Source organism: Ruegeria sp. AD9, assembly GCF_056542305.1.
The window spans coordinates 120,871-141,271 of sequence record NZ_JBQFZP010000004.1; the positions used below are offsets into that span (position 1 = coordinate 120,871).

The 20,401-nt window shown below is 60.4% G+C and carries 20 protein-coding genes; 8 read left to right on the forward strand and 12 right to left on the reverse strand.

The features are described from left to right. Positions 1 to 89: 89 nt before the first annotated feature. The 3 genes from gcvH to ACR0AM_RS07835 all read right to left on the reverse strand — a co-directional run bounded on the left by gcvH (position 90) and on the right by ACR0AM_RS07835 (position 3,053). On the reverse strand, positions 90 to 455 hold the full coding sequence (gene gcvH / locus ACR0AM_RS07825) for a glycine cleavage system protein GcvH (RefSeq protein WP_480474211.1): 366 nt from the start codon (positions 453 to 455) through the stop codon (positions 90 to 92). Between the two features lie 18 nt (positions 456 to 473). Continuing rightward, the gene (gcvT, locus tag ACR0AM_RS07830) at positions 474 to 1,568 is read right to left on the reverse strand and encodes a glycine cleavage system aminomethyltransferase GcvT (RefSeq protein WP_480622574.1); all 1,095 of its coding nucleotides are present in this window, start codon (positions 1,566 to 1,568) and stop codon (positions 474 to 476) included. Positions 1,569 to 1,856: 288 nt separating this feature from the next. Continuing rightward, positions 1,857 to 3,053: a Zn-dependent hydrolase gene (locus ACR0AM_RS07835; RefSeq protein WP_480622575.1), complete on the reverse strand. Its 1,197-nt coding sequence runs from the start codon at positions 3,051 to 3,053 to the stop codon at positions 1,857 to 1,859. 139 nt (positions 3,054 to 3,192) lie between these two features. Here ACR0AM_RS07835 and ACR0AM_RS07840 point away from each other — a divergent pair, with 139 nt between their 5' ends. From ACR0AM_RS07840 to ACR0AM_RS07855, 4 genes are read left to right on the forward strand one after another with little or no spacing between them, the layout of a single operon-like run. Beyond that, positions 3,193 to 3,843 carry a histidine phosphatase family protein gene (locus tag ACR0AM_RS07840; protein WP_480605520.1) on the forward strand — a complete coding sequence of 217 codons (651 nt, stop codon included), beginning with the start codon at positions 3,193 to 3,195 and terminating at the stop codon, positions 3,841 to 3,843. Positions 3,844 to 3,864: 21 nt separating this feature from the next. Beyond that, the gene (locus ACR0AM_RS07845; RefSeq protein WP_480474213.1) at positions 3,865 to 4,479 is read left to right on the forward strand and encodes a glutathione S-transferase family protein; all 615 of its coding nucleotides are present in this window, start codon (positions 3,865 to 3,867) and stop codon (positions 4,477 to 4,479) included. Between the two features lie 14 nt (positions 4,480 to 4,493). Then, positions 4,494 to 5,549: a saccharopine dehydrogenase gene (locus tag ACR0AM_RS07850; protein ID WP_480622576.1), complete on the forward strand. Its 1,056-nt coding sequence runs from the start codon at positions 4,494 to 4,496 to the stop codon at positions 5,547 to 5,549. A gap of 3 nt (positions 5,550 to 5,552) precedes the next feature. Next, positions 5,553 to 6,695, forward strand: a complete 1,143-nt coding sequence (locus tag ACR0AM_RS07855; RefSeq protein WP_480622577.1) for a saccharopine dehydrogenase family protein — start codon at positions 5,553 to 5,555, stop codon at positions 6,693 to 6,695. Between the two features lie 94 nt (positions 6,696 to 6,789). On the opposite strand, the gene ACR0AM_RS07860 is transcribed toward ACR0AM_RS07855, so the two are convergent. The 3 genes from ACR0AM_RS07860 to ACR0AM_RS07870 form a co-directional block, all read right to left on the reverse strand. After that, entirely contained in the window at positions 6,790 to 6,993 is a 204-nt protein-coding gene (locus ACR0AM_RS07860) for a DUF1127 domain-containing protein (RefSeq protein ID WP_480474216.1), read from the reverse strand. A gap of 37 nt (positions 6,994 to 7,030) precedes the next feature. Then, a complete protein-coding gene (locus ACR0AM_RS07865) occupies positions 7,031 to 7,258 on the reverse strand; it encodes a DUF1127 domain-containing protein (protein ID WP_480474217.1) in 228 nt (75 codons plus the stop codon). Between the two features lie 245 nt (positions 7,259 to 7,503). Further along, positions 7,504 to 7,821 carry a DUF3775 domain-containing protein gene (locus ACR0AM_RS07870; RefSeq protein ID WP_209505065.1) on the reverse strand — a complete coding sequence of 106 codons (318 nt, stop codon included), beginning with the start codon at positions 7,819 to 7,821 and terminating at the stop codon, positions 7,504 to 7,506. A 151-nt stretch (positions 7,822 to 7,972) separates the two neighbouring features. Between ACR0AM_RS07870 and ACR0AM_RS07875 the strand changes: the two genes are divergently transcribed. Both ACR0AM_RS07875 and ACR0AM_RS07880 read left to right on the forward strand, forming a co-directional pair. Then, a complete protein-coding gene (locus tag ACR0AM_RS07875; RefSeq protein WP_480517947.1) occupies positions 7,973 to 8,629 on the forward strand; it encodes a sigma-70 family RNA polymerase sigma factor in 657 nt (218 codons plus the stop codon). A gap of 10 nt (positions 8,630 to 8,639) precedes the next feature. Then, positions 8,640 to 9,290, forward strand: coding sequence for a ChrR family anti-sigma-E factor (locus ACR0AM_RS07880; protein WP_480605507.1), 651 nt, complete (start codon positions 8,640 to 8,642; stop codon positions 9,288 to 9,290). Between the two features lie 63 nt (positions 9,291 to 9,353). Here the strand turns inward: ACR0AM_RS07880 and ACR0AM_RS07885 are convergent, their stop codons facing one another. From ACR0AM_RS07885 to ACR0AM_RS07910, 6 genes are all read right to left on the reverse strand, one after another. Beyond that, the gene (locus ACR0AM_RS07885) at positions 9,354 to 10,583 is read right to left on the reverse strand and encodes a DNA recombination protein RmuC (RefSeq protein WP_480622578.1); all 1,230 of its coding nucleotides are present in this window, start codon (positions 10,581 to 10,583) and stop codon (positions 9,354 to 9,356) included. A gap of 57 nt (positions 10,584 to 10,640) precedes the next feature. Continuing rightward, positions 10,641 to 12,503 (reverse strand): DNA mismatch repair endonuclease MutL, encoded by a 1,863-nt coding sequence (gene mutL / locus ACR0AM_RS07890; protein ID WP_480622579.1) that lies wholly within the window; start codon positions 12,501 to 12,503, stop codon positions 10,641 to 10,643. A gap of 262 nt (positions 12,504 to 12,765) precedes the next feature. Beyond that, positions 12,766 to 13,695, reverse strand: a complete 930-nt coding sequence (locus ACR0AM_RS07895) for a metal ABC transporter permease (RefSeq protein WP_267363489.1) — start codon at positions 13,693 to 13,695, stop codon at positions 12,766 to 12,768. After that, entirely contained in the window at positions 13,692 to 14,897 is a 1,206-nt protein-coding gene (locus tag ACR0AM_RS07900) for a metal ABC transporter permease (RefSeq protein ID WP_480622580.1), read from the reverse strand. The genes ACR0AM_RS07895 and ACR0AM_RS07900 overlap by 4 nt, the downstream gene beginning before the upstream one ends. 3 nt (positions 14,898 to 14,900) lie before the next feature. Next, entirely contained in the window at positions 14,901 to 15,704 is an 804-nt protein-coding gene (locus ACR0AM_RS07905) for a metal ABC transporter ATP-binding protein (RefSeq protein ID WP_480474224.1), read from the reverse strand. A 3-nt stretch (positions 15,705 to 15,707) separates the two neighbouring features. After that, entirely contained in the window at positions 15,708 to 16,661 is a 954-nt protein-coding gene (locus ACR0AM_RS07910) for a metal ABC transporter solute-binding protein, Zn/Mn family (protein WP_480605500.1), read from the reverse strand. A 198-nt stretch (positions 16,662 to 16,859) separates the two neighbouring features. On the opposite strand from ACR0AM_RS07910, the gene deoC reads away from it, so the two are divergent. Both deoC and ACR0AM_RS07920 read left to right on the forward strand, forming a co-directional pair. Next, positions 16,860 to 17,858, forward strand: coding sequence for a deoxyribose-phosphate aldolase (gene deoC, locus ACR0AM_RS07915; RefSeq protein WP_480474226.1), 999 nt, complete (start codon positions 16,860 to 16,862; stop codon positions 17,856 to 17,858). A gap of 47 nt (positions 17,859 to 17,905) precedes the next feature. Further along, the gene (locus ACR0AM_RS07920; protein WP_480622581.1) at positions 17,906 to 20,239 is read left to right on the forward strand and encodes an aldehyde dehydrogenase family protein; all 2,334 of its coding nucleotides are present in this window, start codon (positions 17,906 to 17,908) and stop codon (positions 20,237 to 20,239) included. The last annotated feature ends 162 nt before the right edge of the window (positions 20,240 to 20,401 follow it).

Sequence of the window (20,401 nt, forward strand, 5' to 3'; positions counted from 1 at the left end):
CGCCCGGCCGCTCTGGCAGATGCCTCCGGCGGGAGTATTTGGAAAAAGATGAAGCGGGGAGCCCCGGTCTCTGGGGCTCCGGGCCGGATTTAGCCGATGAAGGCCTTGTAGCCGGCTTCGTCCATCAGATCTTCCAGCTGCGCGGCATCGGCGATCTTGATCTTGTAGATCCAGGCCTCGCCTTCGGGGTCGTCGTTCAGCGCGCCGGGATTGTCGGCCAGCGCCTCGTTCACCTCAATGATCTCACCATCAACCGGCGCGTAAAGCTCGGAGGCGGCCTTGACGGATTCGATCACGCCGATCTCGCTGTCCTTGTCGAACTCGTCGCCCACTTCCTGCTGCTCGACAAAGACCACCTCACCCAGCTGCTCGGCCGCGTGTTTGGTGATGCCCAGCGTGGCCGTGTCGCCTTCGACCGCCAGCCATTCATGCTCTTCGGAATAATAGGTTGCCATGGTGTCTCTCTCCTGACTTCAACGCTTGTAATTCTGTTTGACGAAGGGCAGCGCCACGATCTGCGCCGGTTGCGCCTTGCCCCGGATGATCAGGTTGACCTTCTCGCCCGGCTCGCCATGGCCCGCGGACACATAGCCCATTGCAACCGGGCCGCCGACCGTGGGGCCAAAGCTGCCCGAGGTGATCTGACCGATGGTGTTGCCCTCAAGGCATTGCACCTCGACCCCCTGACGCGCGGGCGCGCGGCCGTCGGGCTTGATGCCCACCAGCTTGCGCGCAGGCCCCTCGGCCAGTTCGCGCTGCACACGTTCCGCACCCGGAAAGCCGCCTTCTTCCTTGCGGCGTTTCTGCATCGCCCAGCCAAGGCCGGCCTCGACCGGCGAGGTGCTCTGGTCAATGTCATTGCCGTACAGGCACAGACCCGCCTCCAGCCGCAGGCTGTCGCGCGCGCCCAGACCCGCCGGTTCGCAATCCTCATGCGCCAGGAACGCCCGGGTAATCTCGATCGCCTTGTCTTCGGGGATCGAGATCTCGTACCCGTCCTCACCCGTATATCCCAGCCGCGAGATGCGGCATTCGACACCCAGGATGTCAGCAATCGTGGTTTCCATGAACTTGAGGTCGCGCGCCGCAGGGCAGAGCGCACTCACCACGTCCTCGGCCTTGGGACCTTGCACGGCCACCAGCGCGCGGTCGAAGATCTCGGTCACTTCGACACCTTCGAGATTGTCGCGCATATGCGGAATGTCCTGATGGCGCAGCGCCGCGTTCACGACCACAAAGTAATGATCCCCCGCATTCGACACGATCAGGTCATCCATGATCCCGCCTTCGGCATTGGTGAAGAACCCGTACCGCGCCTTGCCGTCCTTCAGCGTCGCATAAGCCTGCGGGCACAGAGCTTCCAGCTTCTCGCCCACATTCTCGCCCCGCAAAATCACCTGACCCATATGCGACACATCAAACAACGCCGCCTTCTCGCGGCACTGCTTATGCTCGCCCATGATCCCCAGCGGATACTGAACTGGCATCTCCCACCCGGCAAAATCAACCATCTTGCCGCCCAACTCAACGTGAAGCCCATACAACGGCGTGCGTCTAATCTCGGTCATCTTGGATACCTTTTCGTATCTTTCGGTTTCGAACGCATTCCCGTCAGTCTGCCCCACGCTATCAATTTTGCAACGATTCCGGTCAACTTGCGAACCAGAGTACCGCCTGTGGGACAAGTCTGTATACGGGCGTATGCATCCTTTGCGTTCCTATAGGAAACTTTTTTCCGTTAGGCAACATTGGTCTTTTGACTTTTGCATGGGTTTGCCGATCACAGTTTCGAGCGCGACGATAACACCAGACAAACCAACCGCAATGGCCTGTAAAAACGGTATTTTACCCGCACCTTATCGCACCCGCCCTTCAAGTGACTGCACTGCGAGATCCAGCACCCTCAGCCCGGCCACAAGATCGCTTTCGGCGGTATCTTCGGCAAAATCGTGGCTGATACCGTTGATTGAGGGCACAAACAGCATCGCAACAGGCATCAGGCGCGACACGTTTGTGGCATCGTGCAGCGCGCCCGACGGCATCCTGCGCCACCTGCCGGGGGCCACCTGTTCGGCACCGTGTTCCAGCGCCACGCGCAGGGTCTGATCCATCGTGACAGGTTCCAACCCAAGCAAAGGGCCGTAGGTCAGTACCATGTCCCGTTCCCTGGCTACTTCCTGGGCTGAGGTACGGATGATTTCCTCCATCCGCGACAGCCGATCCGGATCGCCATCGCGCCACTGCATCGAGAACCGCGCCCGACCCGGCACGATGGACGACGCATTGGGGTGAAGGTCGACCCGCCCGATGGTCCAGACGGTTTGCGGTGTCACCACGTTGCGAAACCGTTCGGTGAGGCGCGTGCTGAACAGTGACAACGCCTGAAACGCATCGCGGCGCAAATGCATCGGCGTGGTGCCCGCGTGATTCTGCTGCCCTTCGAAAGTGACCGACATGTCCCGGATGCCGACGATATCGGTAACGACGCCGATCTGCTCGTTCGCAGCGTCCAGAGAGGGGCCCTGTTCGATATGCATCTCGACAAAGCCACTGAACCGCGCGGGATCGACAAAACCCTGCGACAGGTTCGCCATGGAAGATCGGGCCTCACCAAAGCTGACGCCGGCACCGTCGGTCAACACATCGGCCTTGTCCAGCGGCAGACCGCCGGACCAGACCGCCGAGCCCGTGGTCACACCGAACCGGCCTTCTTCATCCTGAAAACTGACGACCGAGATCGGCTGGTCGCTGGACCGCGCGATCTCCAGCGCGGCAATCACCCCGAGCGCGCCGTCCAGCCAACCGCCTTCGGGCTGGCTGTCGGAATGCGACCCCATGAGCAGAGAACGGCCAGGGGCCAGCCCAAACAGATTGCCGACCGGGTCGAAATGCGGTGTCAGACCTGCGTCGGCCATACGGTCCGCCAGCCATTGGCGCGCCGCAATATCCGCTTTTGAATAGGCCGGGCGGATGACTCCTTTGCCCACACCCGAGGCACCGAATTCACGCAGCTTGTGCAGATCATCCAGAAAACGCGTGTGATCGACGGCCATGAATCCCTCCGGGCGCAGTTGGTCAGGGCGACCATAGCCAGAAACCGGACAGCTGCGAATGTTTTTCCGGCGAGATCAAGAAACCCCTCTGGTCCCGGCAAGGAACCTGCCCTAAGACTTCGGCGCAAGAGGGAGCGACATGTCACATATCACATTGGTGCGCCACGGGCAGGCAAACACGACAGCGCGCGACGAAGCAAGCTATGACAAGCTGAGCGATCTGGGCCATCAACAGGCCCGCTGGCTGGGCGCGCATCTGCGTGACACCCGCAGCCACTATACACGCGTCTATTGTGGCACCCTGACCCGCCACACCGAGACGGTCACCAGCATGGGATTGACCGATCCTGTCTGCGACGCACGGCTGAACGAGATCGAGTATTTCACCCTTGCACAGTTGTTCGAAGAACAGCACGGCGTCGAAATCCCGACCGACCGCGAGGGATTTGTCGAACACTTGCCCAAAACCTTCGCGGCCTGGGCCAGCGGAAAGATCGAGAACGCTCCGGAAACCTTCGACGCGTTTGAAGCCCGCGTCCGCGATGCGCTGCACGAGATCGGGACCGAGGGCGGACCGGCCATCGTCGTGACCTCGGGCGGGTTGATCTCGATGGTGGTGCGGCAGGCGATGGGGTTGGACATCCCGTCGATGGCGCGGGTGGCCCTTGCCATCATGAACACGTCGATGCATCGTCTGCACCCGATTGGCGCACAGCTGAGCCCGGTTTTGTTCAATGCGGTGCCGCATCTGGAAGCACCCGACCGGCAGTTTGCGCAGACCCACCTGTAGGAAGCAGATTGGAGATCCCCGATGCAGCTTTATTACGCACCCCGAACCATCTCGGTCGCTGTTGCGATTGCTCTGGAAGAGGCCGGACTGGACTATGAAGCAATCAAGCTGGACTTTGCCGATGGGGAACAGACAAAACCGGCCTACAAGCAGATCAATCCCAAGGGGCGCGTTCCGGCGCTGGTGGTCGATGGCGGCATCCTGACCGAGACCGGCGCGTTGCTGGAATATATTGCGGCCAAGGCACCCGAGGCCGGGTTGGTGCCAGCTGATCCGGTCATGGCCGCCCGCATGCGCGAGGTGATGTTCTATCTGGCCTCGACCATGCATGTGAACCACGCCCACAAGCTGCGCGGGCATCGCTGGGCCGACAAGAAATCCAGCTGGAAAGACATGACGGACAAGGTCGCGCAGACGATGACTGCATCTTGCGACTATATCTCGTCAAACGGGCTGCGCGGGCCGTTTGTTCTGGGGGACGCGTTCTCTCTGGCCGATGCTTATCTTTATGTGGTTTGCAGCTGGCTGGAAGGCGACGGCGTCGATGTCTCGGCCTTCCCCAGGATCATCGCCTTCCGCGAGGCGATGGAGGCACGGCCTTCGGTTCAGGCGGTGCGCGCTGCCGGGATGCTCTGACAAAAGGAAGTAAGATGACACATCTCTGGGTCAGGGCGGAACAGCGCCCGAACGAGGAACGGGTGGGGCTGACACCCGAAGGGGCCGCGGCACTGATCGCCGCAGGTCTCCGCGTGACGGTTGAGGAAAGCCATGTCCGCGCCATTCCGATTGATGGCTACAAGGACGCTGGCTGTGCAATCGCGGCTGAGAATTCGTGGCCCGAGGCCCCGCTGGACGCGATCATCTTTGGCCTCAAGGAACTGCCCGAAGATGGCACCCCCCTGCCCCATCGCCACATCATGTTCGGCCATGCCTATAAGGGCCAGCATTCGGGTCGTGCGCTGCTGGAGCGGTTCAAGGCCGGGAGCGGCACGCTTTATGACCTGGAATATCTGGTGAGCGAAGATGGCCGCCGCGTTGCCGCCTTTGGTTACTGGGCCGGGTATGCCGGTGCTGCGGTAACGCTCAAGACGTGGGCGGCACAGCAACGGGGCGAGGCATGCCCGCCGGTTGGGGTGTATGCAGGCAAAGACGTTCTGAACGCTGAATTGCTGGCCGAGTTGGACGCCACCGGAGCCCCACGCCCCCGCGCCATCGTGATCGGTGCACTGGGTCGCGTGGGTACGGGGGCCGCAGACCTGTGCGACGCGATGGGCGTCGACGTCACCAAATGGGACATGGCGGAAACCGCCAGCGGCGGACCGTTTCCGGAAATTCTGGACCACGACCTGTTCCTGAACTGCATCTTCGCGCGCCCCGGAACCCCGGTCTTTGTTCCGCGTGAGGCGTTGACTGCCCCGCGCAACCTGACTGCTATCGGCGATGTCGCCTGCGACCCGGACAGTGATTACAACCCGGTGCCGGTCTATGACCGTGCAACCACATGGGACGCGCCCGCTTTGCGCGTGGCAACCGATCCGGTGATGGACGTGATGGCCATCGATAACTTGCCGTCGATGCTGCCGGTCGAAAGTTCGGAAGATTATGCGGCACAGCTTTTGCCGTCGCTTCTGACCCTGACCGATCTGGACAGCGGCGTCTGGGGTCGGGCAGAAGCAACTTACAAAACACATATCGAAGGGATCTGAGCGATGACGATTCACTGGTGTGGCACCGGCCTGTCGGCCATCCCCGGCCTGCGCCGTCTGATCGAGGGCGGTCACAAGGTCACTGTCTGGAACCGGACGGTCGAAAAAGCCAGGGCCGAGGTTGGGGACCTGACCAACGATATTCGCGCCTTCGACATCGACGCTCTGGGTGGTGTGCTTGAGAAGGGCGACGTGATCGTGTCCATGCTGCCGGGCGACTGGCACGTACCACTGGCAGAACTGGCGATTGCGAAACAGGCCAATTTCGTGTCGTCATCGTATATCGCGCCCGAAATGCGCGCACTGGACGACAAGGCGCGCGAGGCCGGTGTGGCGCTGGTCAACGAAGTTGGTCTGGATCCGGGCATCGACCACCTGATGGCCCATGCACTGGTCGATGACTATCGCGCCTCGGATGCGTTCGATCCGCAAAACCACCTGAGCTTTATTTCGTATTGCGGTGGCATTCCCAAAATCCCGAACCCGTTCCGCTACAAGTTCAGCTGGTCGCCCTTGGGTGTGCTCAAGGCGCTGCGGTCGCCGTCGAAGTCGATCCGCGACTATGCCCCGTTGGACGTTGCCCGTCCGTGGGATGCGATCAGCAGCTATATCGCGCCGCTGCCAACGCCGGAAAGTTTCGAGGTCTATCCCAACCGCGACTCGATCCCGTTCAAGGCGCAGTACCAGTTCGAGGATCACTGGCCAGTCAGAGAATTCGTCCGCGGCACCCTGCGCCTGAACGGTTGGGCGGATGCGTGGTCGGATGTGTTCCGTGAAATCGAAACCCTGTCGGGCCCGGAAGGGGATGCGCGTCTGAAAGAGATGTCTGACCAGTTCTGGAGCGAAAACGCCTATGACGAAGGTGAGCCCGACCGCGTTGTGCTGTGTGTTGGACTGAAAGCCGAGAAAGACGGCGTTCCTGTCTGGCACAAGACCTATGTCATGGACGCCTGGGGCGATGAGCGCGGCACAGCAATGGCGCGTCTGGTATCGATCCCGGTTTCACTTGCCGTCGAGGCCGTTTTGAACCGCGCCATCCCGGCAGGCGTTCACGCAGCCCCGAGCGACCCAAAACTGGTACAGGGCTGGATGACCGAGATCGACAGGTTGGCCCAGCACTTGCAGATCGTGGATCATACGGCCTGATCGCACGAAAAAAGCCATTCCAGAGTTTCTGGAATGGCTTTCATTGTTCTTCTTCAGGCATGGTAAACTCGTCTGGATTTCTCTGAAGGTATCTTCAGATATAGCGCTCGATGGTGTCTTCGACATCGCTGCGGTTGATGCCAAGCTCTGCCAGCTGATGGTCGGTCAGGCCGTTCAGATGCTGAGCGGCCCGAACGATATCCGGGCTGATGGCTCGAATGCGCATGGCGCGATCAAACAGCAACAAGGCGCTGGCGGCCGGGGTCGGTTGATTGGTCGAGGGGATAAAGTCAAACATACTGATTACCTCACGCAAGGGTTGCGAAACTTTCGGGTCACTGCTGGTAGGGTGCGTTGTGATACACGCTGTGATAAGCGCGCCGACGGATCTGGTCGCGGGGAATGCCGATATCGTTCAGCTGCTTGTCGCTGAGCTTTTCCAGCTTCCGAACGGTTTTTGAGAAAATCTGGCGTCGGAAATGTTCAACTTTTGCGTCGGCATATTTGGCAAAGAGGCCGTCCAAGAGGCCCTTATGAGTGTCAATCGTCTGTGCATGGGTCATTGCTGGTTCCTCCAATATTTGAGTTGCTTGGTTGTGATAGCTTCAAATAAGGGAGGCCACCGTTAAGGCCGCCAGTCGGAATCATTAAAGTTTGTTGAGATGACGCGTGCAGCTATTCGCGACCGGTCTGCCCTACCTGTTCCTCACTTACAGGAGTGCCCGCGCAGCGGAAGGCGCGTTGGCCTTGGTATCCGACGCTGGCGACCAACGCACAAGTCTGTTTTTGGGTGATGCCGCCGAAGGGCCTACATCAGATCGTTTTCTACGTCTTCCGCAGATATTCCCAGTGCGTCCAGACCATTCTCAAGGTGGTCAGACATGTGCGGTGTTCCGATCAGGTAGTCTGCACAGGGGGTCGAAGCCTCGGACTTGGCGGTGGCGATGGCCTCGGCCAGATCTTCCGCGAAAAAGCTCTCGCGCCCGATCCACATGATGGCAACCAGTTCGGCCTGCTCGTCTTCGCTCATGCGGTCGATGAACGCTCGCAATTCGCCCTCGGCCCGGTTCAGTTCGCGGCCCATCATGGCGACCTGGGCGACTTTTCTTGCCGAGATTTCCAACATCTCTTCCACTCCTCGTGTTCGCGGTTGTTACGCCATCACAACCACCGACAGCGGCCTGCGTCTTTGATCTTGAACAAACAGGCGGATCAGCGCCGCGATCAAAATGTCCCGATAAAGTGATCCGGCTTGGGGCGTGCGCCGTAATGTGGTTATGTTTACCCAGACCAATACAGCGACCTTGGACGGACCAGCGGTTGAAACACCCGCCCCTCAACCTTGGCGCATCAACAAACACATCAAGGGTAGGCGGGTGAACGACATCAACGGCAAGCGCGAGACCAGGGCCGAATGGGTGGACCACGTCAGACGCATCCGGGATGCGCAGGATCAGGCGGCATTTGCCGATCTGTTCCAGCACTTCGCGCCGCGTATCAAGGCCTTTCTGATGAAGTCAGGGGCTGATGCCGCCATGGCAGAAGAGTGCGCGCAAGAGGTGATGGCGACCTTGTGGCACAAGGCCCACCTGTTCGATCCGACGCGGGCCACTGTGGCCACGTGGGTGTTCACCATCGCACGGAACAAGCGCATTGACGTGCTGCGCAAGCAACGCCGTCCTGAACCCGAGGATCTGGGTTGGGGTCCCGAGGCAGAGCCCGATCAGGATGACGTCATCGCGCTGCAACAGGAAACCGCGCAACTGCGCACCGCCTTGCAGGCGTTACCGGATGCGCAGCGGGACCTGATCGAGAAGGCGTATTTCGGCGACCTGAGTCACCGGGAAATAGCGTCACAAACCGGATTGCCACTGGGAACAATCAAGTCACGGATACGGCTGGCGCTGGATCGCTTGCGCCACGCGATGAATTGAGATGAGTAAGATGAACAAGTTGATCAAACATCACCTGACAGATGACCTGCTGATGGCCTATGCCGCAGGCAACCTGCCCGAAGCCTTCGATCTGATGGTCGCCACGCATCTGTCCCTATGCGACCACTGCCGTGCGCGCGCAGAAAGCTATGACGCCGTTGGCGGGCAAGTTCTTGACAAGCAGAGTGAGGCAGTCAGCATGAGCGAAACCTCTCTGGCGGCCACGATGGCTTTGATCGCCAAGGGTGCTCCGGCGCCCAAGCCCGTTCGCCCGGGATGTGCAGTTCTGCCGGCCCCGTTGCAGGATTACGTGGGTGGAACAGTCAAGGACATCCGCTGGAGGCCGATTGGCATGGGCGTCAAACAGGCGATCCTGCCGACCACTAAAGACGCCACCGCCCGATTGCTGTTCATCCCAGCCGGTGCCGCCGTACCGGATCATGGCCATAACGGCATGGAGCTGACAATGGTTCTGCAAGGGGCTTTCTCGGACGAGGTTGACCGCTTTGCCCGCGGCGATGTCGAGATCGCTGACGAGGATCTTGAACATACGCCTGTGGCGGATATCTCGGAAGACTGCATTTGTCTGGCGGTTACGGATGCGCCGCTGAAATTCAACAAGCTGATGCCGCGCCTGTTCCAGCCCTTTCTGCGTATCTGAGCGCTTGCAGGCGCTGGCCCATCAGAACCGGTCCGGTGCCGGTTCAGTTTTTCAACAGGATCCTCAGCCTTCGTGACGCGCCAGAGGTACAACCTCTGTTTCAGTATCGGGCGCGATTTCTTCGAAGTCGAAATTATCCAACCGCTGCGCCCGGCGGCCGGCCTTTTCGGCACTGATCTTGATTTCCGAGATATCCTTGGCCGCCTGACCGAAGTGACGGTCGAGGTTTGAAACGCGGTCGCCCAGACGGTCCACATCCTTGTGCAGCAATCCCAGTTCTTTGCGGATCGCACCGGCCTGTTCACGCATGCGCGCATCTTTAAGGATCGCTCGCATCGTGTTCAGCGTGGCCATGCAGGTGGTGGGAGAGACGATCCAGACCCGTGCGGAGAACCCTTCGCGCACGACATCAGGCAGGCGGGCGTGCAGCTCGGCATAGATCGCTTCGGACGGGACGAACATCAGGGCACCGTCAGCGGTTTCCCCTTCGAGGATGTATTTCTCGGAAATGGCCTTGATATGCACTTTCACGGCAGCGCCAAAAGCCCGCAGGCATCTTTCAACATCTGCCTTGGTCTGCGCGGCGGCAAGTGCTTCGAAATCCTCAAGCGGGAATTTCGCGTCAATCACGATCGGGCCAGGCGGGTTAGGCAGATGCACGAGGCAATCTGCACGCCTGCCGTTCGACAAGGTGGCCTGCAGCGAATAGCTGTCTGCGGGCAGTGCCTTGGACACGATATCGTTCAGCTGAATCTCACCAAACATCCCGCGCCGCTGCTTGTTTGACAGGATATCCTGAAGGCTAAGAACATCGCCCGACAGTTTCGTGATATTGTCCTGCGCCTTGTCGATGGCGGCCAGACGCTCCTGCAACTGCGTCAGTGATGTCGCCGTCTGCTTTGACGAACCGTGCAGGGTTTCCTTCATCCGTTCCTGCATTTCGGCCAGCGCGCGCGCCGATTTCATCGCGTTGTCCGCCAGCCGGTCATTCATCTGCTGCTGGACCGAGGACAAGCGCGCCTCGACCGTCTGGATCACCTGCACCTGCGCGTTGGCCTGCGTGTCCGAGACATGCTGCAAGCCGCCGCGCAACTGTTCCTGCCCCTGCCCCAGCTGCTGCACATGCTGACCCAGAAGCGCCATCTGCCGCGCCAGCGGTTCCGCCATCCGGGCCGAGCGATTGGCTGCGCGCAACGACAGGAACAGCAGCAGCAGGATCAGCGCGACTGTTCCGCCCGCAACCAGAATCACGGGATCATTCAGCGCTATTTCAATACCTGCAATCTGGATCATGGGGTTCAGTATGTTCTCGTTTTGTTTCTGTCTTCTTAAGGCCTGTTTGACACCAAATCAACTGCGCCCGAACAGGCGTTCGATATCGCTTAGCTTCAGTTCCACATATGTGGGTCGCCCGTGATTGCACTGGCCGGAATGCGGCGTCGCCTCCATCTCGCGCAGCAGGGCGTTCATTTCCTCGGCCCGCATCCGGCGGCCGGACCGGACCGAGCCGTGGCAGGCAACCCGGCTGAGGATCGCCTCGATCCTTGCCTGCACCATCTGGGTTTCGCCCTGATCGGCCAGTTCGTCGAGGATATCCAGGATCATCGCGCGCGCATCGACCTCGCCCAGAACGGCCGGGGTTTCGCGCACGGCAATGGCGCCTCCGCCAAAGGGTTCGATGGTCAGCCCCAAACGGGACAGATCATCACAGACCGCCATCAGACGGGCGCAGTCGCCTTCGGACAACTCAACAATCTCAGGGATCAAAAGTGCCTGCGCCGCGACGCCCGTCTCGGCCATCTGTGTTTTCAGCTTTTCATAGACCAGCCGTTCATGCGCGGCGTGCTGATCAACGATCACCATTCCATCGGCAGTCTGGGCGATGATGTAGTTTTCATGCACCTGCCCGCGCGCAGCTCCCAGCGGAAGGTTTTGCGCATCAGGCTCCTGACCCTGTGATACGGGTGCAACCGGGGTCGGATCGACAATGCTGCCGCTGTAATCATGCGCCAGTTCCGCAAACCCCGGAGCCTGCGCCCGGTACGCGGCCTGGCGCGCTGCGGGCGACGGGCGATCCATCTGATAGACCCGCGCTGGTGCAGACTGCGCAGGCTCCGGTCTCATTGCACCCAGGGTCGCATTGGCCACGGTCGAGGACGCACGATGCCCGGCCTCGGCCAAAGCGTGGCGCAGGCTGGACACGATAAGCCCGCGCGCAACGCCGGGATCGCGGAACCGGACCTCGGACTTGGCAGGGTGAACGTTCACGTCAACCAATGTCGGGTCGCAGTCGATGAACAATGCCGCCGCCGGGTGACGGTCCCGGCTGAGGAAATCGAAATAGGCCGCCCGCAAAGCACCGGTCAGCATCTTGTCCCGCACGGGACGCCCGTTGACAAAAAGGTACTGCGCCACCGCAGCGCCACGGGAATAGGTCGGCAGGGCCGCATAGCCAAAAAGCCTGAGACCTTCGCGCGTGGCATCAATCCGCAGCGCATTCTCGGCGAATTCGCGCCCGATCACACGGGCAAGACGGGCGTGCAGGGCGTCAAACAGGTCGCCATTCTCGCGATCCGCGCGGAAGATCACGCGACCTTCACCTCCGCCCGAGACATCGCGCAGGGTAAATGTGACGGATGGTTCGGCCATCGCCAGCCGTTTCACCATGTCCGTGATCGCCTGTGCCTCGGCCCGGTCGGTGCGCATGAATTTCAGCCGGGCGGGGGTGGCGAAGAACAGATCGCGCAGCTCGACCACCGTACCCGCGCGCAGGGCGGCAGGCTTGACCGACCCCGTCTTGCCACCTGCAACATGGATCTGCGCCGCATCCAGACCCGGCGCTCGGCTGGTTATGGTCAGGCGTCCGACAGCCCCCAACGAGGGCAGGGCTTCGCCTCGAAATCCGAAGGTGTGGATATTCAGCAGATCCGATCCATCAATCTTTGACGTGGCGTGGCGCGACAGGGCAAGCGGCAAATCTTCGGCCGGAATGCCGCAGCCATCGTCGGTCACGCGGATCAGTGTCTTTCCCCCGTCGGCGATTTCGACGGATATACGCGTGGCCCCGGCATCCAGTGCATTCTCGACCAGTTCCTTGACCGCCGAGGCCGGGCGTTCCACAACTTCACCCGCCGCAATACGGTTGATCGCAGCATCGTCAAGCTGTCTGATCACGGGGCGATTTTCGCTGATATTGGGGTTTGTCTGCGCCATACCCCTAGACCTAGCACAACCGCGCACGATTCTGCCACCGGTTTGAGCATGTCTTCTGATCGGAAAGTGGCGCCCGGATGGCCGTGAATGAATCCCCATTCCGTACCATCCGGGCGTACCAAAGTGAGTGGTGTGTTCAGCTAATCAATGGGCAGCCCTCTAGCACGAGACTTCCCAAAAATCTGCTTAAGATTAACCTTAACGGCATCTGGGCAGAGTTTGGCCGATGACGCATAGGCATCTGCGGCAGGAAAATGCCGTCTCAGGCTGACGTCTGAACACCAATGCGTGTGCGGCATGGGCCAAACATGGCCGCCAGCGCCAGGATCAGCCCGGACATCGTTGCGATCATCCCTGCCGCACTGACCGCATCCGCTGCGCCCAGCCACAGGGGCCCGTAGCCTGCCAGCACATACCCCGTCACGGCAGAGGTTACGGCGATCACGACACTCCAGCCAATCTGTGCCTCAAGCCGGTTGGTCAGCATCCGCGCAGCTGCCGGAGGGCAGATAAACATCGCGATCACGATGATCGAGCCTACCGCGTCGAAGGCGGCGACCGCCGCGATGGCCGCAGTGATGACGAGCGCCATACCCAGAAGTCCCGTACGAATACCAATCGTGCGGGCGAAACCTTCGTCAAAGGTGGATATTTTCAGCGGCCGCCAGAACAGCCATGTAAACAGCATCACACCCACCAGTGTCAGCGCAATACGGGGCAGTTCCGGGGGCAATCCGGCAAGGGCCTGAGCGTCCAGCAACGAAGACCACCCGGTCGCGTCCAGCCAGATCAGGCTTTCGAGATTGCCGTAAAGCGCATGTTCCACATCCAGATGCACGGTTGACGTATCCGTCTGCTCAAGCAGCAGGACGCCTGCCGCGAACATGGTGGTAAAGACCACGCCCATGGCGGCCCCGGGTTCGATCTGCCCCAGTCGGCGAATGGCCTCGATCAGGACAACAGCCAGAACCGCGGCCCCAGCCGCACCCAACATCATCGGCCAGGTGGATATGGCACCTGTCAGCAGAAACGCAACAACGATACCCGGCAGCACTACATGGCTGATCGCATCGCCGATCAGCGCCTGTTTTCGCAACACAAGAAAGTTGCCGGGCAAGGCACAGGCGATGGCCGCAAATGTTCCGATCAGCAGCGGCGTCAGAGACAGCGGAACGAATTCTTCACCACTCATGCCGGTATCCCCTGCGGTCCGCCAATCTGGCGGTCGATCTCATCAATCTGGTCGCGTGTCAGAACGGTCTCGATATCACGCAACCCGTCATAAAGCGCAGCTGTCGCCTCGTGCGCCTGATCGGCGCGCACGATTTCCCATCGCTTTTCATCCCGCAGGGCCTTGGCCGCGCGGGCCTTGCCGGTGTCCGTCGCCACGCCATCCGCCCGGACCAGCCCGGCACGCCGCAGCAAACGCAGGGTCAGGGGTTCATAGATCTTCTGCCCTTGTGCCAGCGCCAGAAGTCCCTGACGAATATGCACCCGGCGCTGAAACCGCAGATGCCGCAGCACCGCCGCCAGAACGCCGCGCACTGGGGCGAAGAAGAGGGAGGCGAGGAAAAAGGCAAAGCTGACCAGTACGATGATCGGGCCGGTTGGAAGATTGGGCGCAGATGCGGATATGGCAGCGCCGATATATCCGGCCAGCCCACCGGCCAGCCCGGCCAACAGAACAACGCGTTCCGAGCGGTCAGACCAGAACCGGGCGGTCACCGCCGGAATGATCAGCAAAGCCACGATCAGGATCAGGCCGACGATTTTCAGACCGACCACGGTCACGGCCATGACCAGCCCCATCATGGCCAGATCGATACGATGCACCGGCAACCCGCGCGCCGCTGCATATTCGGGGTCGAATGCGACAAGGGTCATCGGACGGCGGATGATCAGCACCAGAGCCAAGGTCAAGGCGCCACCAAATGCGATGATCACCGCATCGGCCCACAGCATTCCGGCGGTCGAACCCAACAGGAAACCTTCCAGCCCGGCCTGACGGCCAACCCCCATGGTTTGGATGACCGTCAGCAGCACGATCCCAAAGCCGAAGAACACAGACAGGATCGCACCGATCGCGGCGTCCTCAGCCAGGCGGGTACGCCGTGTCAGCCAGTTCATGCACAACAGACCAACCCAGGCTGAAATTGCGGACCCAACCAGCAGGCCCGGCAGGTAGCGCCCGTCCCCGCCCAGAGCGACCAGCACCATGAAAGCGATACAGACGCCCGGCAGGGTCGCATGGCTGATTGCGTCGCTGACAAGGGCGCGCTTGCGCAGAAACAGGAATGTCCCCGTTACGCCCGCCGACACGCCCAGCAATGTCGCACCGATGGCAACCAGCGTGGCGTTATAGCCAAGCTGAAGGGTCAGAGCATCCCAAAGCATGAACTATCCCAGCGCGCGTGAAATCTGATCGATCTGTGCCGTTGCCAACCTGCCACCATAGGCCGATTGCAGCGTTTCCGCAGTGAAAGCCTCGGCCACTGAACCCTCGGCCACCTTGCGGGTGTTGATCAGGAAAACGTGGTCGAAATAGTCGGTCACGGTGGCCAGATCGTGATGCACGACAACGACTGTCTTACTGGCCTCTTTCAGTGATTTCAGCACCGCGATGATGGCTTTTTCAGTAGCAGCGTCGACACCGGCAAACGGCTCGTCCAGCAGATACAGATCAGCATCCTGAGCCAGAGCACGCGCCAGAAACACACGCTGTTGCTGGCCACCGGACAGCTGGCCAATCTGGCGATCCGCGAAATCGCGCATTCCGACACGGTTCAGGCAATCCATCGCACGGGCCTTGTGGCGCGCGCGCAAGCGGCCCAACAGGCCCAGTTCACGCGACAGACCCATCAGAACCACGTCGATCACCCGTGTCGGGAAATCCCAGTCCACACTGGCACGTTGGGGAACATAGGCGACACGTGCGCGTTGCGAATTCAGCGGCTGACCAAATACTGTCACCTGCCCCGACAATGGCGTAACGATGCCCAGCGCCGCCTTGAGCAGCGTTGATTTTCCAGCGCCGTTTGGCCCGATAATGGCAGTCATCGCGCCGGGCGTAACCGTCATATCAACCGAAAAGACCGCAGGTTTCTGTCCGTAGGAAACCGTCAGCCCCCGCACAGCCAGAGGGCTGTTATCCAGGTTTTGTTCCTGGACCGTCACACCTTCGTTGCTGATCAGCCCCAGCATCTCTCAGAACCCCGCTGACAGTTTGCCGTTCATGCCGCGATCGGGAACTTCTCCGCCCAATGCGCCTGCGATAACGGTGATATTGTGGTCCAGCATCCCGATATAAGTGCCTTCATAGGTGCCATCCTCGCCCATGGCATCCGAGAACAACTCGCCCCCGACCTTCACCTCGTGCCCTTTGGCTGCGGCCCCTTCGATCAGCGCGCGGATCGACCGGTCAGAAACCGAGCTTTCGACGAATACCGCCGTGATCCTGCGATCAACCAACAGGTCAACCAGCTCTCCGATCCGGTTCAGGCCCGCCTCGGATTGGGTCGAGATGCCCTGAATGCCCAGAACCTCGAACCCGAAACTTTCACCGAAATAACCAAAGGCGTCGTGGGCGGTGACCAGAACCTTGTTGTGATCCGGTACGGTGGACAGGGTTTTCTCGGCATAGGCCGTCAGACGGTCTATGTCGGCCAGATGGGCTTGTGCATTCGCAGCAAAAACCTCGGCTGCTTCGGGGCGTGCCTCGGTCAGGGCGCGCTGCACCTCTACAACAACCTCGCGCCACAGCACGGGCGTCATCCATAGATGCGGATCATACTTGTCGGCATAATTGTCGTGCGCGCGCAGCCTGGACTTGTCTACGCCTTCTGCAACCGCAATAACGGTCCTTTTCCGCTCAAGATCATGAAAGAAGTCTTCCATTTGCGCTTCGAGATACAGGCCGTGCCACAGAACCAGGTCTGCTCGTGTCATCGCCACAATATCGCTGCGCGTCTGGCGATAGGCATGGGGATCAACGCCGGGGCCCATAAGCCCTCTGACCTCAACCAGATCACCACCGACCTGACGCGCCGCATCTGCAATCATGCCCGTTGTGGCCACCACTTTCAGCGGTGCCCCGGCAAACGCCATGGCTGGCACCGAAAGGGCCAGAGCCAATAGTGCAAGGTAATGCCGACGAATCATTTCCAACCTCGATTTGGATGCGCGTTGGATCAAATATGAGAACCATTCGCAACTAAGTCAACGCTAATGAGAATTATTCGCAAGAAAACCTCTATTATTTGTCCAAATGGTCAAAAATATTCGATCATTGCGCCGGAACACCTTCCATTCCCGAGCCACCCGTGCGATTTTGTCGCAAACCTCCCAAAGGACGTAACCATGGATACGCAGAGCTCAGAAAGCCCCGTGCGCACCGCGCATCTGCCGCAAGTAACCGAACCCCGGAACCCCGGAATGGAACTGGATCTGGACTGGGTGCGCGCCGTTCAGGCCAATACTTCTGCGATTGAACGCCGTGCGGCCACATTGCCGGGCCGCCGTTCGGTCAAGAAGGAATATCAGGCTGCGTGGCTGCTGAAAGCCATCACGATGATCGACCTGACCACGCTGTCGGGCGATGATACGGTGGGCCGTGTGCGCCGCCTGTGTGCGAAGGCCCGTCAGCCGGTTGCGCCTTCGGTTCTTCAGGCTCTGGACATGCCGCCGATCACGACAGGGGCGGTTTGCGTCTATCACGATATGATCGAAACCGCTGTGGACGCTTTGAAAGGCACTGGCATTCCGGTCGCTGCCGTGTCCACCGGCTTTCCCGCCGGCCTGTCCCCGTTCCATCTGCGCGTGGCCGAGATCGAGGAAAGCGTGAAAGCCGGGGCCGAGGAAATCGACATCGTGATTTCGCGCCGTCATGTGCTGTCAGGTGACTGGCAGGCCCTGTATGATGAGATGAAGGCGTTCCGCGTGGCTTGTGGCGATGCCCATGTCAAAGCCATTCTTGCGACCGGAGAATTGGGCAGCTTGCGCAATGTCGCGCGCGCCTCGCTGGTCTGCATGATGGCCGGGGCGGATTTCATCAAGACCTCGACAGGCAAGGAAAGCGTCAACGCCACCCTGCCCGTGTCGCTGGTAATGATCCGCGCGATCCGCGATTACTATGACCGCACTGGATATCGGGTCGGGTATAAACCTGCGGGTGGTATTTCGAAAGCCAAGGACGCGCTGGTTTATCTGTCGCTGATCAAGGACGAGCTGGGCGACCGCTGGCTGGAACCGGATCTGTTCCGCTTTGGCGCCTCGTCGTTGCTGGGCGATATCGAGCGGCAGTTGGAACACTATGTGACCGGGGCTTACTCGGCTGGTTACAGGCATTCGATGGGCTGAGCCCGTGGATATGTCTGGACAGTGAGTATTTGGGAAAAGATGAAGTCATGACAGTCAAAGAGATTTTTGAGACCATGGAATACGGCCCCGCCCCCGAAAGCGCCGCTGAGGCGCTGGCCTGGCTGGTCGATCAAGGCGACAAGTTCGGACACTATATCGATGGTGCGTTCACCAAGCCTGGCAAAGGGTTTGACAGCCGCAACCCTGCGACCGGGGAGGTTCTGGCGAAACTGACGCAGGCCAAGCAGGCCGACGTGGACGCCGCTGTAGCCGCCGCGCGCAAGGCTCAGCCGAATTGGGAGAAACTGGGCGGCGCGGGCCGTGCGCGGTATCTCTATGCAATTGCGCGCCTGCTGCAAAAGCATTCGCGTTTGTTTGCGGTGCTGGAAAGCCTCGACAACGGCAAACCGATCCGGGAATCGCGTGACATCGATATTCCGCTCGCGCAGCGGCATTTCTATTATCACGCCGGCATGGCGCAGCTGATGGAAAGCGAGCTGCCCGACGCCGAAGCGTTGGGTGTGTGCGGTCAGATCATTCCGTGGAACTTCCCCCTGCTGATGTTGGCGTGGAAGATCGCGCCTGCGCTGGCGATGGGGAATACGGTGGTTCTGAAACCGGCTGAATATACCTCGCTGACGGCGCTGTTGTTTGCCGATATCTGCACACAGGCCGGTCTGCCGAAAGGTGTCGTCAACATCGTCACCGGAGACGGTGCCGTGGGTGAGATGATCGTGGCCTCGGACGTGGACAAGATTGCCTTTACCGGCTCGACCTCGGTAGGCCGCCGTATTCGCGAGGCGACGGCGGGTTCGGGCAAGGAACTGACTTTGGAACTGGGCGGCAAGTCGGCCTATGTCGTGTTCGACGATGCCGATATCGATTCAGCCATTGAAGGGCTGGTGGATGCGATCTGGTTCAATCAGGGTCAGGTCTGTTGTGCGGGCTCGCGCCTACTGGTGCAGGAAGGCATCGCCGACCGTTTCCACGACAAGCTGCGCGCTCGGATGGACACGCTGCGCGTCGGCAATCCGCTGGATAAATGCATCGACGTGGGCGCAGTTGTGGACCCGGTTCAGTTGCAGACCATCAAGGGAATGGTCGAAAGCAACACTGCGGGCCATGTGCACCAAGCCGCCTGCGATCTTCCCGCAAACGGTTGCTATTACCCGCCGACACTGATCTCGGGGCTCGAGACCTCGGACCCGTTGATGCAGGAAGAGATCTTTGGTCCGGTGCTGGTGTCTTCGACTTTCCGCACACCAGAAGAGGCCGTCGAGCTGGCCAACAACACCCGGTATGGTCTGGCGGCGACCGTCTGGACCGAGAATGTGAACCTTGCGCTGGATATCGCGCCCAAGCTGGTTGCGGGCGTGGTTTGGGTGAATGCCACCAATCTGTTTGACGCTGCTGCCGGGTTCGGTGGGGTCCGCGAAAGCGGCTTTGGCCGCGAAGGCGGCTGGGAAGGGCTGGCCGCCTATACCAAACCCAAGGGCAAGGCCAAGCCGCTGGCAAAGGTCGAGGCAGCCATGGGCGAAGGGGGCCCGGTCGACCCCATCGACCGCACCGCCAAGATGTATGTCGGCGGCAAGCAGGCGCGGCCCGATGGTGGTTATTCGAAACCCATTTGGGGCAAGTCCGGCCTGCTGGGCCATGTGGGTCTTGCCAACCGCAAGGACGTCCGCAACGCGGTCGAGGCTGCGGCAGGTGCAAAAGGCTGGTCCAAGACCACCGGCCATCTGCGGGCCCAGATCCTGTATTACGTCGGCGAAAACCTCTCGGCCCGCGCCGATGAATTCGCGGCGCGGATCGACGCCATGACCAGCAGGAAAGACGGCGCGAAAGAAGTTGAGGCCTCGATCCAGCGCCTGTTCACTGCCGCGGCATGGGCCGACAAATATGACGGTCAGGTGCATGGCGTTCCGATCCGGGGCGTGGCCATCGCCATGAAGGAACCCGTTGGCGTGATCGGTGCGCTTTGCGCGGATGAGGCACCGCTGCTGGGTCTGGTGTCGGCTATGGCGCCTGCGATTGCGATGGGCAACCGGACGGTTCTGGTGGCCAGCGAGCCCTACCCGCTTGCAGCGACGGATTTCTACCAGATCCTTGAGACTTCGGACGTGCCCGCTGGTGTGGTCAACATCCTGACCGGTAGTCATGCCGAGCTAGCGAAACCGCTGGCCTCGCATCTGAATGTCGACGCGATCTGGTCGTTCTCGTCCACCGACCTGTCAAAAGAGATCGAGGTCGTTTCAGCCGGGAACCTGAAGCGGACCTGGGTCAATAACGCGACGGCATTTGACTGGAGCATGGACCATTCCCGCCGCTTCCTTCAGGCTGCAACCGAAGTGAAAAACATCTGGGTGCCCTACGGCGAGTAGGGCTCCCGCCAAGGGAGCGTTTACTTTGGTACTACCGACTGAGAAAACCAATCGGACTTCTATCGCTCGTTTGGTGATTTTTTCTTTGGTCGGCGCATTTGCGTGCTTGGTATTCTTACTCGCAAATCGCGAAACTCTTGTGCTTCCGATGATTGAGGAGAT